The sequence below is a fragment of the Sphingobacterium sp. GVS05A genome, from assembly GCF_019969845.1.
Lineage (GTDB): Bacteria > Bacteroidota > Bacteroidia > Sphingobacteriales > Sphingobacteriaceae > Sphingobacterium.
Window position 1 is genome coordinate 317,539 of record NZ_JAHXYR010000010.1, and the last position, 16,091, is coordinate 333,629.

Below are 16,091 nucleotides of genomic sequence, written 5' to 3' on the forward strand. Positions count from 1 at the left end.
AAAAAATTAAAATTTTACAGATGTACCAAACGTAAATGTTAGGGGCGGCTTAACTTTGTCCTGATACAATGGGTCGATTTTTTCTTTATTGGATACCCACAACAATCCCAGATTGGAAACATTAGCAAAGCATTCCAATTTTGCGCTATTTTTAATAGCGCTTGCATATGACAAACGAACATATTCTAGGTGAATATGATCAGCCCGAAGTATATTGGATTCAGATAACCGATAAAAACTATCCCGCAATTGATCAGCTGGATAGATCAGCGCTGGTACTACAGTGTGTGATTCATCTCCTTGTTTTTGCCATCGCTTTTCAAAATCCGCATAGGCCTTTCCATTAGAAAACAGCTGGGTGTAGCTGGTCGTATTTTTCATGAAATAATAATCACCATAAAAAGAAGCGTTCACCGCCAACGCCCAATTTTTGAAAGAAAACTTATTTATTATGGATCCAAATACCTGCGGTTTGGACGATCCTTTAAAAATAATATTTCCGTTTTCTCCTAGATCGAGAGGCTGTCTTCTAATAGCGGTATAATCAGTACTGGGAACACCATTTAGAAAACCCTGAGGATTTCCCTTTGCATCCAGCCCGGCAGACCTGTACCCCGCAATGCCATATAATGGATAATCCGGAACAGGGGTAATCGACGATCCTATGTCCAAAAAGCTGCTCACATTCATTCCATTGGCGGCATAATATGTTCTAGTTTTGCTTTTGTTCCAGGCTAAATTGTAGATCGTTGACCATGAAAATTTTCCCCGGATATTATCAGTCTCAATCACAAGATCAGTTCCCCGGCCATCCATGCTGGCGACATTTTTAGTGATAAAAGACTGATAGCCCCATGTTGTATAATCGTAGCCTGTCAAACCGTACAAGTCTGTACCACGCTTTTGATAATGATCAATTGATCCACGGATGCGGCCATCCAAAAAAGATAGATCTAAGCCAACATTGAACGTTTTGATCTTTTCCCAACGCAGATAAGGATCGTTTAGCTGAGCGATGATCAATCCAGAGTAGGGCGAGTAGTTGAATGTCGTCGATTCAGCCACAGGCAATGCCGTCTTTCGAAGATCTACATTGCCACTCACACCATAGGATGCCCTTACCTTTAGCCGATCTGCTTTTGCCCCCTTGATCCACTGATCTGGCACATGCAGGTAGGCTCCCACTGACCAAAAAGGAGACCATTTATCATTTGCTGCCACCCCGAATATATTCGCAGCATCACGCCTTACACTTGCGGTAGCCCCTAGTCTTTTATTATATTCCACATTCCAATTGGAATAAATAGACACAAATCTATTTATACTGCTATTCAGTACGGGTCTGCCAGGAATTATGCTGGTACTATAGCTAATCCCTATAGGAAAATCAGATACGAAGTCTATTGCGACATTGTTAAGAGGGTCAGCGGTATATCCGTAAAGTGTGCTCGACTCCCCATCAGTTTTACTTTCCCTTACTTCAGCTCCCACTATACCCGATAGCTCGAACTTGTCCCAAACCTTATTGACATTGATCTGTCCCCGCCAATTGTAGGACCTGATATTTACATTGTTTTTTAATACAATATCCCCCATGGGAACGGGATACTCCATACGGTCGGTAACTTCGTTATAGCTCGCATAGGAGTTGATCATGACCCTTGTGTAGTAACTATCCAATCCATTCCTTACATTGTCGGATGCCATCTGATTCTGGATCTGATAAGCCAGGACCAAATCGATAAATGGCAATATTTTATAAGACAACTGTGCCTGCCCTAGATATTCATTGCGTATAGACCTATTGTCAACATATCTGTAATCTTCAAAGGGGACATAGTCCCATGACAGAAGTTTACCGGGCAAGTAATTGTCTGTATATATTTTATCATATGTGGTTTCAAGTACTAGACCATTTCCATCAGCGTCTACCAGATCCATATACGGCGCACGTATATTGCGGTACCTGAATGTTTCGAATGCAGGTTTACCAGCATGATTCTTCGCATTGGTGTATTTAAAACCAATATCCAGATGAAGCTTGGGCAGGAGCATCATGCGGTCATTAAAATCAATATTTATTTTTTTATTTTTCGCACCGTATTGATTTTTATCAAAGGTATAACCTACCGCCAGGTGAATTTTGTTTTTTTCTGTCCCATTTGATAATGAAAGTGCATACTGATCTAGTAGTGGGTACTCCATGAAATAGTCCATATAATCACTTCTGCTATCTATATTTTTAAGAGCTGTCAAACGTTGATCAAGCAGTCCACCGTCTATTTTACCAGTCTTATGCTGTTGGAGCAGGCTAACCACAGGTGTGAGTGCACTAAACGGACTACGGCGTATATTACGATCATAATACCCATTTTTAAAGAGCATTTTTTCTATTTCTATAAACTCCTCTGCAGGCATTTGATATACATCGTACAGATCAGGTTTTTGTGCGAATTGAATAGACTTGTTCACGGTCACATTTGTACGGCCGTCTGTGACCTTTGCATTTTTGCTTTTAATGACCAGTACACCATTACCCGCACGTGCTCCCCAGATGGCACTTGCGGCGGCATCTTTAAGAATCGTAATGCTTTCAATATTATTAGGATCTATATTCTGTATGGAGCCCTCATAGATAAAGCCATCCAACACAATTAAGGGATCCCTAACGCCATTGATTGTACTGAGACCACGTATCGAGAAATTCAACTTTTGATTGTCCGAGGCCTGTAACTGGTTATCAAAGAATACCGCATTGGCGACGTGGTTGAGTCTGTCCAAGATATTGCTACCCACATTTTGATTGAGCTGCGACTCATTGAGCACCTGAGCCGATCCGGACAGCTGGTCAGCTCTAAGCGATTGATAGCCTGTCTGGACCTGGACCTCTTCAATTTCTATTGACTTAGCTGTCAGGCCAACTGCTATATTCGTATCAGACCCCTTCACAAAAAGCACCCTATCTGTATACCCCATGTGATGAAAATGCAAAGAATCACTTGTGATATTGCCGATTTCAATTTCTCCACCCGGTCCTGCCTTAAACTTCTTTTGTGTAGACTTCGAGGTAATTGTCACCCCTGCGATCCCTTTGCCGGTCGCCTTGTCGTATACCCTTCCTTTTAGTACCTGACCATAGCACAGTACTGTAAGAAGATTTAATATCAATAAAATAATGCTATTTTTCATTGTACTGATCATGCTTTTTTAAATGTAATGGTGGGAATATCCTTTTCGACTTTTATCAACCGGATACCTATTGTGACTAGAAAATCCTGAAGGGATTTTATATTAGTCCAATCAAGATTTTTTGGGATCTCTACTTCAAAAAGGCTTGATTTTACTGTTATCAGGTCATTTACCGGCAGTTTAAGACTTGTATAAATCTTGGATCTTAACTCCCTGAAAGTGATATATTCCTTGTTACCTTTTTTATCAATAAAGCGAACAGACGCTTTCAGTTTATCGGGATCTGCTATCTCCATTTGCCAAAAAGGAGTCTTTTCTATTGTCCTTACCGGGGCTACTTTGAAGTTGGATAACAGACAATCACGCAGCCTTTTCAAGATATCATCTTCTGTTAGCGTATCTGACGACTGCACTTCAAAACAAAAAACATCCTTACGCAACTCAACATTATTCAATGCCCTTTGCACTGGTTCGGCTACTGTTGAATCAATATGGATTGCCCAACTTGGCACCTCAAAAAAAAGAGTTCGGAAAGCATTAGCGTATAGGATATTAAGCTTTAGATTTACCATTCGGTAGACGTAGGTACCATCTTTCTTATAAAATTGACCAAAATTAGGGCTTAGACCATCTATATATCCTGTAAACAGCTCCTCTACTACTGGATAGGTCGACAACCGTAGATCGACCTGCTCCCGGATGGAAGTGTTCGTCTGAAAATCCAACCTATCATTTTTTAGATGAGCATGAAGCGGAGTATTGTTAAGCACCCCATCAATTGCATCGACCGTAAGGCCTTCGGCATAGGTACTGCCTATGTATTTGCCATCATAGATCCACACCATATGAGGGATAGAGGCATGAGCAAAATATTTATCCAGATACTTGTCGGGATATATATATTCCATTGTTGAGAGATCAACATTAGACATCGCCTTGAGTTTGGCAAAAGCTTTTACGATCCGTTCGGGAGAGTCTTTTGTGCTTTCGCTATTCACTTTCAAAAAGGCAACCTTACCGCTGTATGAGGACTCCAACTGTCTTATATGCAACATACTTTGCATACAACTGCCACACCATGTCGCCCAGAAATCCAATATGATCAGCTTCTTATTACGGTAATCGCTCAGTTTTACGGTTTTCTTTCCTGTGGGATTGTTGACGACGGCAAGCGGTATATCCCACAGTGACTGTGGAATGGTATCACCGACATGTAGCGCCTTCATCGAAGTTAGCCCATCGGCCCCGCTGTCCTTGCGGGGCGTCTGAGCCGATAAACTAAACATAGAAACTAGTAGTAAGGTTATGCATGTCAAAACCATGCGATATGTGCGTTCATAATTCGCAACTACTGAAAAGTAATTTAAAGCCTTATGAGTACTTGTTTTCTTTTGAACAGCTAAATACTCATTATCGCACACTCGAGTGGCACTGAACGCTTGTAAATCCTCTGATTTCAAACGGCATCCATCTCCTCCACTTACCAAATCGCCACTATGCATTTCAGTAGGAATTTCCATTGCACGTCCAAGCTTATACCTACGGTCCACCAGAAAGCTACCGAAAGCCTGTACCTGTTTGGTAGCTATTTGGTAGCTCTTTAGTAGCTCTTTAGTACCTTTCCAGTACCTTTTTGGTACACTCTCAGTACACTCCCAGTAGCTTAACTGTGAATCAATAGTACCTTTAGTGGCGGGGAATAGACTGCTCAAGTCCCTAGCAGTTCCTCGCCAGATCTGCCCTTTCCGTGGGTTTTCTTCGGGGCAGCATCGGTTTTTCGTCGAGCCACGCCGATGCTGCCCCGAAGAAAATTGGGAGCCAGCTGCATAAAAGGCAAAAGAAAGGCAGGTATTGGTCAGAAGAAAGTCCGAAGGTGGTACGGCTCCATTAGTCAGCACCCGACCAGTACTCTTACAGTATGATCTGTCAGAGTATCTGGCAAGTGCTTGGCAGATGTAGGTAAAATATAGACGTAATCGAATCGGTATCGCTACAGCTTCGCTCCTTCGGGTGGTCTTCGGCAACGCTTCGGGCCTTCTTCGGGACTCGTTCGAGACATGTTCGGCTACGCTTCGACTCGGCTTCGGCTCCGCTTCGAGTGGGCTTCGGCTCGCACCCGAAGGGCAGTCGACCAGCAGCCGAAGCAACCCCGAAGAAGGGGCGACGCAGGCTCGAAGCAGGTTCGAAGAAATGTCGAACAGCCTCCTAAGGCCAGCGGAAGAAAGCCTTGGTTTCGTAAGCTTCCGTGACAGCTTTTTACTTGTTAGCCTGCTTCCAATAACCAAGTAAGTATATAACAGTCGACAAGCACTTTGATAGCACGTTTTTCCTTTGTATATATGCTTACGCAACATTTGCGTAAATAGTACTATATCTGTGCTTAAGGAGTGCTTTGTCCGTACTGGAGATATGCTGGTAAAATATAGCCTAAAAAGCACTACTAATTTAAAGGCCAGAGGCCATAATTTTTTGGATTTAATTTGGTTTGAGTAGGAGGAACCTTTTCCAGTAGGCAGTTCACTCCCACCCTTGTAAAAACTGTTCATTTTTAAAGGTGTTGAGGGCTGTGACCTGCTGACACGGTTCTTTTTACTGATACTTACAAACGTATCCTCTTGCTCCTAAACCTAGCTTAGGTCACAAATAAAAAAATTGTTGTAAATGCGGGAAGCGCAAGACGTTAAATGACAGTTGCAAATATATAATTGGTTCGATACGTCTTCAACAGCTAGGAAAGTCATCGTATGACTTTGGTTGCCGAGCTACTCGGGGGCCGTGATGATGTTTTTTGATTGCTGTTTTTTGTTCATACTCATAAATTGATTTTATAATTTATGAGTCTCGTAGGTTTAGCGCACTATAGCAGGCCACTACCAACCGTACTGTCAGCTTCCGACGGCTTTGGAACGGTAACGATAGGGCCCACACGCTATAGCATATATCAAAGATATATAAAATATCGAAATGGGCATTAAACCTATCGCCTCGTCCAATTGAAATGTCGGAATTCACAGTCGAGACTCTTCTAGTCTAACACCTAAACTTAATAAAAAAATCAAGCTTCAATACAAATATAATCAAATATTTAAGTAAATACAAATTTTTACTAATACATTTTATAAAAGACTAATGGACGATCTTACCTAAATGAAGAAAGTCATATTAATTAGTTCTATTTCTCTATATATAATAAACATTATTCGTAAAATCAGGACACATTTAGGTATTAATACAAGGGACATTCAGAAGATACTCGAATTAGATCCTGATGGGAACATATTGGGAGCAATTGAAAGCAGCTCTAATTCAGCAAAGTACCATGATCAACATCTAAATAAACTAGCTTTAGCTTTCACAGATAAATCCTTTGAACTCGGGTATAATATCACATATACATTAAATGATTTCTATCCACCAATAGATTTTGAAGAGAAGATGGTTGAAAAGGTCATTGTCAAAATTGATCCCACGGAATTAGGCCAAACAGGAACTCTTTATTTGTTGTTAGTGGAAGAAAGTGATGCTTTTTTCGATGACTGGCATACCTCAAAAGAAATTGCGCAATATTGTGGCAGTAAAGCAGAGAAAAATTGGGAGGCAAAAGATTTCACCGCGATAATAGATCAAGCGGTAAAAAAGGGAATTTTTATTAGAAAGAGCGAAAAAGAAGCGCTATTTAAAAGACCTTAGAAAATCCATATCTTTGCTGTAAATTATGACCTCGAGAAAAAGAAAACTTCTGAATACTACTTTTCCTGCGATCTCCTTTGACAAGATTTTATTGTTTCATAAGGCAAGAACAGAAAAGGGAATTTCTGCTTTTGAGTGCTCATTTTTATTAGGTAAGCATGATTTTTTCATTAGAGACGCTGAAAATCCCTTTAAATCGACTTTGATCGACCCAGAGGACAGTGTTCACCTCAGTAAAGTCTTATCCTTAAGAGAGTGCAACCCAGAGACTAACAAATTCGATCTATACAAACTCGAAGTAGAAGAACATAAGATTGATAGAAAGAAAACAAAACGGATCATTATAATCAAAAATGATGGCGCTGATCTCAACCCTATTGAGATGATCGTGGAGGGCAAAGAGGAAGAGTTAGAAACCTCACTATTTCTAAGTACGTACGAAAAAGTTCAAAGCTATTTTAGAGAGCTAATTGAAAACGGTTATTTTGACTCGACAAGAACAGCGTTAGAAATATTTAACACATTCAGAAACCATCATGAATTTGGTCCTAACTTTCATCCAAGATTTTTAATCCAGAATATCCGCTACTTCTTAAACAAAAAATCTGGCGAACCAATTCTCGACAATAGCCGAACGAATTTGTTTTCTAGAAGACTATTTTTCAAACCCTTAGATTTTAAAATTGAAAGTGATAAGGGAGCAATCTCTGAATCATTTACTGCAATTGGGATTAATACATTCCAACAAGCCAATAAATGGGTAAGTGATCTCGATTATAACCGCAATCACGATAAAAATAATGTGCTTACCTTGTTTGAAGAGCAATGTGGTACCTGTAGTACCAAACATGCATTGTTAAAGCGATTGGCTGACGAAAACGGGAACGAATCTATAAAGCTTATATTGGGAATTTTTACCATGAATAGTAAGAATACCCCTAAAATAAAGGACGTCCTAGCCAAATATGATTTAAAATATATCCCAGAGGCCCACAATTATCTGCGAAATCATAATCACATCTTAGACTTTACTGGCATTGGAGTCAACGAAACTAAATTTGAACTGGATCTTTTAGAAGAAGTGGAAATCGGTCCTGATCAAATCACTGATTACAAAGTTCAATATCATAAGGAATTCTTATCTCGCTGGATCGAGACCAATAAGATTCCATATACGCTGGACAAACTATGGAAGATTCGCGAAGAGTGTATTGCGGCTTTGGCACGAACTTAAAACATGTTACTTACAAAACCATTATCTTCCTTTAATATGACTTTCCAAGCGCTTATCAAAATCTTCACCATCAAGCCTTATCTCTATCTTAAGCTACTCGCAGTAATCTTTTTCGGCTTCTTTATGTCGCAGTCAATTGCTCAAGAAAAACAAAAAGTCAATTATAAACACCTCACCTGTCTACCTAAAAGCTATAATACAGACACGTCCAAATATCCTTTGGTTATCTATCTCCATGGAGGATCGCAAAAAGGAAATGATTTAGAAAAACTAAAGGTCTATGGTCTTCCCTATTTAGTGGATCAAGGAAAGGAATTCGACTTTATTATGGTCGCTCCACAATGTCCAGAGGGGAAGTATTGGTCTACGGAAAATTGGTTTGATTCGCTGTATAATGAAGTAACGTCAAATTACCGCATCGATAAAAGCCGTGTTTATGTAACCGGAATAAGTATGGGAGGTTATGGAACGTACATCACTGCATTGGATCACCCCGATAAAATCGCAGCCATTGTTCCATTATGCGGTGGTGTGAATGATAGTGACACCACTCGAATTTGCACGCTCAAAGACATCCCTATCCTGACGTATCACGGAACGGCGGATAAAGAAATCTCCATACATGAAACAGAGCGAATAGCCGATTTTCTTAATAAATGCGAGGGGAATATCATCTTCCACCGTATAACAGGTGAAGGCCACGGAATTCAATATCTCTATGAAACTGAGCCCTGGATTTATGAGTGGATGCTGATGCAAAGGAAGGCGACAAATGTTGAATAACTTTAAAGCATGGGACTAATATTAATTTTTATTGAATATGTATATTAGAATGTGCTGGTTCTAAAATGTGACATTGTTATAACCACTTAAGATGATTACCAAAGAAATACAGAATATCTTCGAATTCATTACTTTTCTAGACTCAAACAAAAAGGATTATATTCAAAAGTATTTACCGATTTGTGAAGAACTCGAAAAGCTAATTAGACAAAGGAATCAATTAAAACCTAACGACAACTATCGTGATAAACATAAATATGATATTCTTCAAGAGGAAATAAGCCCTAAATTTGATATTCTTCTTTCAAATATATATTATCCTGTGATGGACAAGTTGTCCGAATTAAAAATTTGGTCGGGAGATCAAGCAAAATCGAGTATCAGCAATAACGTTTCATCCGCAGCAACGAATTTTAAATCTACCTTTGAGTCTGATGATGTTCCGGTAGTAATTGCATACAAGAATAAGTATCTCAATTTCAGAAGGGAAACAAATTCGGGTTTCTTTACGCTCGATTTGGTATTTTCTCTTTTAGATAGACACCTCAAGGAGCTATTTGATTATTTCAAAGACTCGAGCGAAGATGAATTTGACGCTTTTATGGCTGAAGTAATTGAATGTAACTCTTTAGAAGAAGCGATAAGGTTACACCAAGAAAATCCACCGCAAAATAAAAGATATTCGATTCCCGCTCTAAATGCAGTCAATAATAATGGCGGAGAAACACTAGAAATCGATCGTTATGAGATGCTCACGCATCCAACAAGTAGGAAAACAAAAAGTTCATATGAAGAAGCGATCCACCGTATAAAATTATTGAAAAGATTCATCGAAAATAACAATGGCAATAGAGCCTTCAGAGGCGCTGAAAATCAAAATGAATCTGTGTTCCAATTGGTTTTCAAATCCATTTGTTTCGATTCGAATTGGGATATAAATTCAGAAGTTGACAATGGTAGAGGCCCTGTGGATTTTACCATTTCGAGAGGTGCAATGGACAAAACTGTAATTGAACTTAAGCTCGCAAAAAGCTCAAAACTTAAACAAAATCTCCAATACCAAGTTGATATCTATAAAAAAGCTAATCATACTGAGCAAGCTGTAATTGCCATTTTATACTTCAATAGAGCTCAACGTGAACGTGCTGTAAAGATCCTAAAAGAACTAAATTTAGATAAACTTAAAAACATCATATTGATTGATGGCGAAGAAAAGCCATCGGCTTCGAATGTGAAGGGTGGAAATTTATAGAAGATGATGTAATAAATTGGACGCACCGTAACATGAAAACTTCTAAGTATGCAATTTGAGCTTGAAAAATCTTCTTGCTTAGCTTCATCTTGAAAATTAATGTATTTTACAAAAGTTCTCGGAGTTTTCTTGCATCTTTTCTAATCGGAACGTGTTACATATATATAATGTCATAAATTTTTGACAATTTATTTTTATTATCCGAATAACATCACTTCACTTTGTTTAACATTATTTAAATTGTTTATATTGGTTTATTTTATTTAAATATGTTTGGTCATCGCAAATATCATACAAGCTTTTCTACGGAGCTAAAAAGTATATCTATCTGTATCTTACAGTTACTATTAGAATCATGATTATACTAACTCCAGCTTCATCAGGTGTATTATCTAGAAGTTTGTTTATTTGAAAATTATATATTAAACTTGTTAAATAGTCGTATAGCAAGAGTTCATTAAATGATTAACGTGTTCTCTAAATACATACTTTTTACTTATCACTATTTTAAACCTTTTACGGGAAACTGTAGTTTAATAAGTGGATTTAATTAATAACATACACAAGAAGAATATGCAACGCGCAATGAAAACCAAACCAACACCAAAAGGGGTTAGATTGAATTGGACTTCTGTTAAGGAGATAAAAACTGTGACTGTTGAAAAATTAAACATTAAAGGGTCAAAAGTTTTTTCAGAAGTTACTTCTGGTCAAAGATCTACATGTAATTTTGATTCTAAAAACTTCTTAATCCCTTAATATTGAACTTTAATTATCCTGGGTATGAATTAAAATTCGTACAAAAGAAAAACATAAAAGATGGTTCCGATCATCTTTTTTCGTATATATACAAGTTCTATTCACCTAAAACAAAACTGAATTATGTGCTATTAGCAGACTGTCATACGCATGATTTTTTTTCAATTAAGTTTTATCCAAAATGCTATAAGAAAACAGATAAAAAATATTCTTTGATAACTAATAAAGGAGATATTGGAAATGTTTTAATAACATGTTTAAACCTAATCCCGATTTTACTTGCTGAGCATCCAACTGGCTCTTTTGGATTTGCGGGTGCTAGAACGTATGATAGAGCATCTAAAACAATTGAACCTCTAGAGAGTAATCAACGATACAACACCTATACATATATTGCACAGAGGAGAATAGGTACATTCACATTTGAACACTTTGAATACCCTGAAATTAGTGGGTATATGTTAATAAATAAATCTTGTAGCTTAGGAATAACCGAGCAGGAGAGAGTAATAAGAGAAATGCTAGGAAATACATATAATGAATTACCTATGCCATAGTTTAACTATCTACCGTCAAACGGAAGGATTTTTTATTTCCCAAGCGTTACACGATGTGGGAAAATTTGTAAAAAAATATAAGCATTCTATCCCAAATTATCATGTTTAGTAAAATAGTTCCATCTTGCTATGTCACAGTAGCTCGTGACTTATAGTTGATTTGAAAACCTTACCTCTTGTTTATTCCGCAATACCATAAAAGACTTCATTCTTGGTTGAATCATTTCAGAAGACAATACTTCCAATCTTCATTGCTGGGTTATCAGTAAGGAAATCAAGAAGACCAAATACTTAACTGACAGGAGCTAACATCCTTTAAGAAAGCTTCTGCACCAGACAATAAAATAACAATTCGTTTAAATGCCCCTTCTTGATTTTTAGATAGACCTTTTGTTTTCAATCCTGGCTGAACTATTGTTATTTCGACAGGGATGACTGGAGTTTCAAAAGAATTAAGAATAGCTTTGATTTGTTCTAAAGTACCTTTTCTCAATTTTTGGTGACTCCCATTCTTATCCGCTCTTTCACAAATTTGCCTGAGTAGAAGCTTTCTATTTGCCCAATTGACTGATTTCGTTGCTTGACCAGTTACTTCATAATTATCATCAATACTACAGTTGGGAACACTTCCACTCTGCTTTTTACAATGAAAAAATTGAATCTTGTCTTTTCTAAACCCTATGACATCGGCTATTTCTAATGAGCCATGGTCATAAAATACGACGTCAAATGTTTTCTTTGCCTCCTCAATGATATATTCATGTATAGAAATCCGTTTATCATTTTGCTCAATGTTCTTTTCTATATCTTCTTTTGAGAAAAATTCTTTTTTCAAGTTCACATAACCTGGCCAATTATGACTAATTATACTGTTTTCATCTAGCGTTCCAATTTCCTTTCCAAATTCATACAGCACACGTCCATCTTGTTTAGATAAATCCTCGTAATAAAGTTGTATAGGATCTTCGGCCAAGAGCTTAAGAAAAACTTGATCCGAGGTAAATTTTTCACCCTTCTTTATTGCTAAAGTGTGCTCTGTTTGGGGATCATATTCAAATTTAATCTTAGGCTTTAAGGAATAAATAATTGTAGCATTGTTTCCATTCTTAGAAATCTTAATAAGTATTTTATCTTTACTTTTTTCAAGAACCGAGATATTGCAAGAACATATAAGCGCCATTTCTGCAGGTTCTTTATATTCATTTAGAAAATATACTGTAGTTAACTTATGATAAAAACTTGGTGCCCAATCTACAAAAAATACACTTTCATCTGAAAAATAGTCAACTACTTTACCACTATCAAGATCAGATAAAGGAGCTGCTAGATTATCCATTTCAGAATCACCTATTTTTCTACTCACAATACTAAGCCATTCAGTAAGATATTTGATCTTATTATCTTCTAAGGTCCAAATTTTTGAAGCGGGGCTAATCCCAATCATTATTTCTTTCTTAAAAATTGGATCAAATCCTCCTCCAAAAGAATGCCCCCTAGTGTAACTATATTTATCTGTATTGAGAACACTTTTTTGAGCCTGTGACCCGAGAATATTTTTATATGATTCCGTATTCCCTTTTGTTTTACGGCTCTTCATTCCAACATTATACAACTTTGCCTCCTTCCATCCAGCCATTACCCGTTTCAATAATGGAAGAGGAATTTTATCATGTAATATACCCTCTAACAAATATTGCTCAGCAATATACTCATAAAGTTCATTTTCTTTAATTGTAGAACAGATATATAATAACCTATTATCCCGATTAAAATGGATTATGACTAATTCATTTTTTACGTCCTTTAATTGATCATCTTTTAAATACCAAGATGGTGTCTTTAATTCGGAAACGATAAAGATAGCAACGTCGTGTTCAGTACTTATATGGTGATGACGCACTACTGGATTTTTGAACAAACTTGTTCCTTTAAAGTCAACTTCAGCAGCGATGTCAATAAGTTCTTCTAACAATTCCTTATCGAAAACTGCTTTTTCCGGTGGCACTATTATTTCATATGCTTTGACATGGAAAAAGGGGCGTAAGTCATCATCATCTACTTGAAGAGTCTCCTCCACATCATAATCAAATAAGGGAACTTCCTCTGTTAGATCTTGAAACGAATCAAAAAAATCCTGTTCTTCTTCTGTTTTTTGAATTTTAGCCTTATGTAAATCAGGCAAAACAATAGACCAGTCTTTTGTATCGTGTTTAAATAGTTGATAGGATTCTATTTCAAATTCATGTTGTCCAGCAATTACTTTAGCGATATTTCCTTCATCGATATTTGTTCTTGAAATTCTGCCAACAAACTGCAAAGTTATAGCGAGTGATTTATGAGGAACATGAACCGCAGCTATTTTTAAGGCTGGAAAATCATACCCCTCCCCCATCATATTGACACAGATAACTCCATCAATATTTCCTGATCGCAACTTAGCAATCCTACTTTTAATAAATTTTTCCGAAAGATTACTGTGTATTACTTCTAGTTTTAAATCAGTATGCTCTTTATAAATTGTATTTAATTTGTTTGCTGCAGGCCGGCTATCTGTCCTAATGATTATCCTATGGTCCGCGTTTGCTCTATTTAAATATATTTCTTCTGCTTTCTTAGCTATAGCAATATTCTTGGCCTCCGGTGTTTCTAAATTATTGGTATTTACTGGAATAAAATCAATTCTACTAAAAAGCTTATTTTCATATGCTTGTTTAAGGGGATAACTATATACTAATCTTGCTTTGATATCTTTTTTATCCCTTCTGAAAGGTGTCGCTGTCAACAGCACTTGTTTAGATGATATATATCTATTTAGAATTTCCTGCCAAGAACTAGCCCGACTATGATGTGCTTCATCTACGAATAATAGATCAAAATTAACAGCATTCATAGGATCTTCGTTAAGTAGGATTTTGTTTAATGTTGCAGGAATCCCAACAATGACATCATTTTCTTCACATTTTCTTTTCCAGTCAATGTTATCTTCAATTTCGCCAACAACTTCGTAGACCTTAGGTAAGAAATCTTTGCTAATAACTCCTTTTGACACAAGTATCTCCGGATTTCTAAATTGATTCGCTATTTGTTCTCTTACCAATTGACTAGGTGTTATAACCAATACCTTCTTCCCTTTGAGTGCATAGCTAAGCAAAATCATTACAGCTGTCTTCCCTGTTCCTGTCGGCATCGTGACCAACGCAGGCTGAATCTTAGTACTAAAATGAGCTATAACAGCTCCAACAGCTGCAATTTGATTATCATATAAATTTTGCTTTCCCTCTGTCTCTGAAAAAAGGTGGAGATGTGAAAAACCGTCAATAAATACACTCATAGTTTTAATTAGTTAATAATTATAAATACTTATTTGTATATGCGAAGCATCTACAATATGGCTTTAATAAGTTACAAAAAATGTAGCAAATCCTTCCACAGCAACTAAAACAAATTAAAACAAATTATTATGTAGCTTTTTACGGGTTTCCGTATAATTCAAGATCACCTAATTACGCTTTCTTTTACTAATGCTATTTACATATCGACGATCCGTATCACAAACTGCGTCCATGTTTTACGGTTTCCCTTTTTTCTCCACGATGCGTGATAGATATTTTTGATAAAAAAATATTAAGATTATGAGAAGATTGATTACTATAACTTCACTGTTGGTTGTATATGGGTGTAATAATATTTCACAAGAAAATTATGAAAAACTCAAAGCTGAAAACCAGAATTTAAAATCAGAATTAAATGAATTTAAATTTGGTTCAGCTAACTTGTTATTAAATGCTAAAAAGATGATAGCAGGGAGATCGTTTGAAAATGCAAAATCAGAACTAAATTCTTTATTAGAAAGACACCCAGATTCAAAAGAAGCCAAAGAGGCTAAAGAACTATTAAAGGGTGTTGAAGTTAACATTACAAAAGTAAATGACCTTAAGGAAAAAGCAGTTGCCCAAGCTGAAAGATCAAAAAATGAAGCAATAAAAAGTCTTAGAAAAAAAACAGATGACATAAGAAGTATCACATGGTATTCCGACAAATCAACTCCCCAATACACTAATTCGAATAGTTTTCATTTATATTTTGGAACAAAAAAAGACGCTAAGCCTTGGTTACAGCTAGCTATTAATTATACAGCAGATGATTGGCTCTTTATTAAAAGATATATTATAAAAACCGATAATGACACCTATACTATTAACCCCAGCTATAGTGAAATAAATACAGATAATGGAGGTGGGGAAATATGGGAATGGTATGACGTAACGGTAGATCAGGAAAAATATAAAATGATAGAAGATATCATAAAATCTAAGAACTCAAAGATACGTCACGAAGGAAAGCAGTATTACAAAGATAGAACTATTACCCAAAAGGAAAAGCAAGCACTTCAAAATATCTTAACAGCTTACAAAGAGTTAGGTGGCGAACAACCGAACAGTTAGTATTGTTATTCCCCCACTTTAAATGCATAAATAAAGGTTACAAAATTGTAACCTTGGGAGTGTAACACCAACTGTGTCATAGGATTAAAACTTAAAAACCTCTTTCGAGTTTGAGTCTATCCCCAAATCTAATATAAAGTTGGGATATGGTCAAGCCCCAGTTATGCATTGGCATCGTCCAT

General features: G+C 36.8%; 10 protein-coding genes. 7 read left to right on the plus strand and 3 right to left on the minus strand.

All coding sequences use genetic code 11. From position 1 onward, the window contains the following. Window positions 1-6: 6 nt before the first annotated feature. Both LC454_RS23185 and LC454_RS23190 read right to left on the minus strand, forming a co-directional pair. The gene (locus LC454_RS23185; RefSeq protein WP_223584825.1) at window positions 7-3,189 is read right to left on the minus strand and encodes a TonB-dependent receptor plug domain-containing protein; all 3,183 of its coding nucleotides are present in this window, start codon (window positions 3,187-3,189) and stop codon (window positions 7-9) included. An 8-nt stretch (window positions 3,190-3,197) separates the two neighbouring features. Further along, on the minus strand, window positions 3,198-5,735 hold the full coding sequence (locus LC454_RS23190) for a TlpA family protein disulfide reductase (protein WP_223584826.1): 2,538 nt from the start codon (window positions 5,733-5,735) through the stop codon (window positions 3,198-3,200). Between the two features lie 601 nt (window positions 5,736-6,336). On the opposite strand from LC454_RS23190, the gene LC454_RS23195 reads away from it, so the two are divergent. From LC454_RS23195 to LC454_RS23220, 6 genes are all read left to right on the plus strand, one after another. Further along, window positions 6,337-6,879 (plus strand): hypothetical protein, encoded by a 543-nt coding sequence (locus LC454_RS23195; RefSeq protein WP_223584827.1) that lies wholly within the window; start codon window positions 6,337-6,339, stop codon window positions 6,877-6,879. 25 nt (window positions 6,880-6,904) lie between these two features. Further along, window positions 6,905-8,113 carry a hypothetical protein gene (locus LC454_RS23200; RefSeq protein WP_223584828.1) on the plus strand — a complete coding sequence of 403 codons (1,209 nt, stop codon included), beginning with the start codon at window positions 6,905-6,907 and terminating at the stop codon, window positions 8,111-8,113. Window positions 8,114-8,116: 3 nt separating this feature from the next. Further along, on the plus strand, window positions 8,117-8,896 hold the full coding sequence (locus LC454_RS23205; RefSeq protein ID WP_223584829.1) for an alpha/beta hydrolase-fold protein: 780 nt from the start codon (window positions 8,117-8,119) through the stop codon (window positions 8,894-8,896). Between the two features lie 91 nt (window positions 8,897-8,987). Beyond that, entirely contained in the window at window positions 8,988-10,148 is a 1,161-nt protein-coding gene (locus tag LC454_RS23210) for a hypothetical protein (protein WP_223584830.1), read from the plus strand. A gap of 585 nt (window positions 10,149-10,733) precedes the next feature. Further along, window positions 10,734-10,907 carry a hypothetical protein gene (locus tag LC454_RS23215; RefSeq protein WP_223584831.1) on the plus strand — a complete coding sequence of 58 codons (174 nt, stop codon included), beginning with the start codon at window positions 10,734-10,736 and terminating at the stop codon, window positions 10,905-10,907. A gap of 125 nt (window positions 10,908-11,032) precedes the next feature. Further along, on the plus strand, window positions 11,033-11,464 hold the full coding sequence (locus tag LC454_RS23220; RefSeq protein ID WP_223584832.1) for a hypothetical protein: 432 nt from the start codon (window positions 11,033-11,035) through the stop codon (window positions 11,462-11,464). A gap of 274 nt (window positions 11,465-11,738) precedes the next feature. Here the strand turns inward: LC454_RS23220 and LC454_RS23225 are convergent, their stop codons facing one another. Further along, the gene (locus LC454_RS23225; RefSeq protein WP_223584833.1) at window positions 11,739-14,795 is read right to left on the minus strand and encodes a DEAD/DEAH box helicase; all 3,057 of its coding nucleotides are present in this window, start codon (window positions 14,793-14,795) and stop codon (window positions 11,739-11,741) included. A gap of 301 nt (window positions 14,796-15,096) precedes the next feature. Here LC454_RS23225 and LC454_RS23230 point away from each other — a divergent pair, with 301 nt between their 5' ends. Then, complete coding sequence (locus LC454_RS23230; RefSeq protein WP_223584834.1) at window positions 15,097-15,909, plus strand: hypothetical protein; 813 nt, start codon at window positions 15,097-15,099, stop codon at window positions 15,907-15,909. Window positions 15,910-16,091 lie beyond the last annotated feature (182 nt).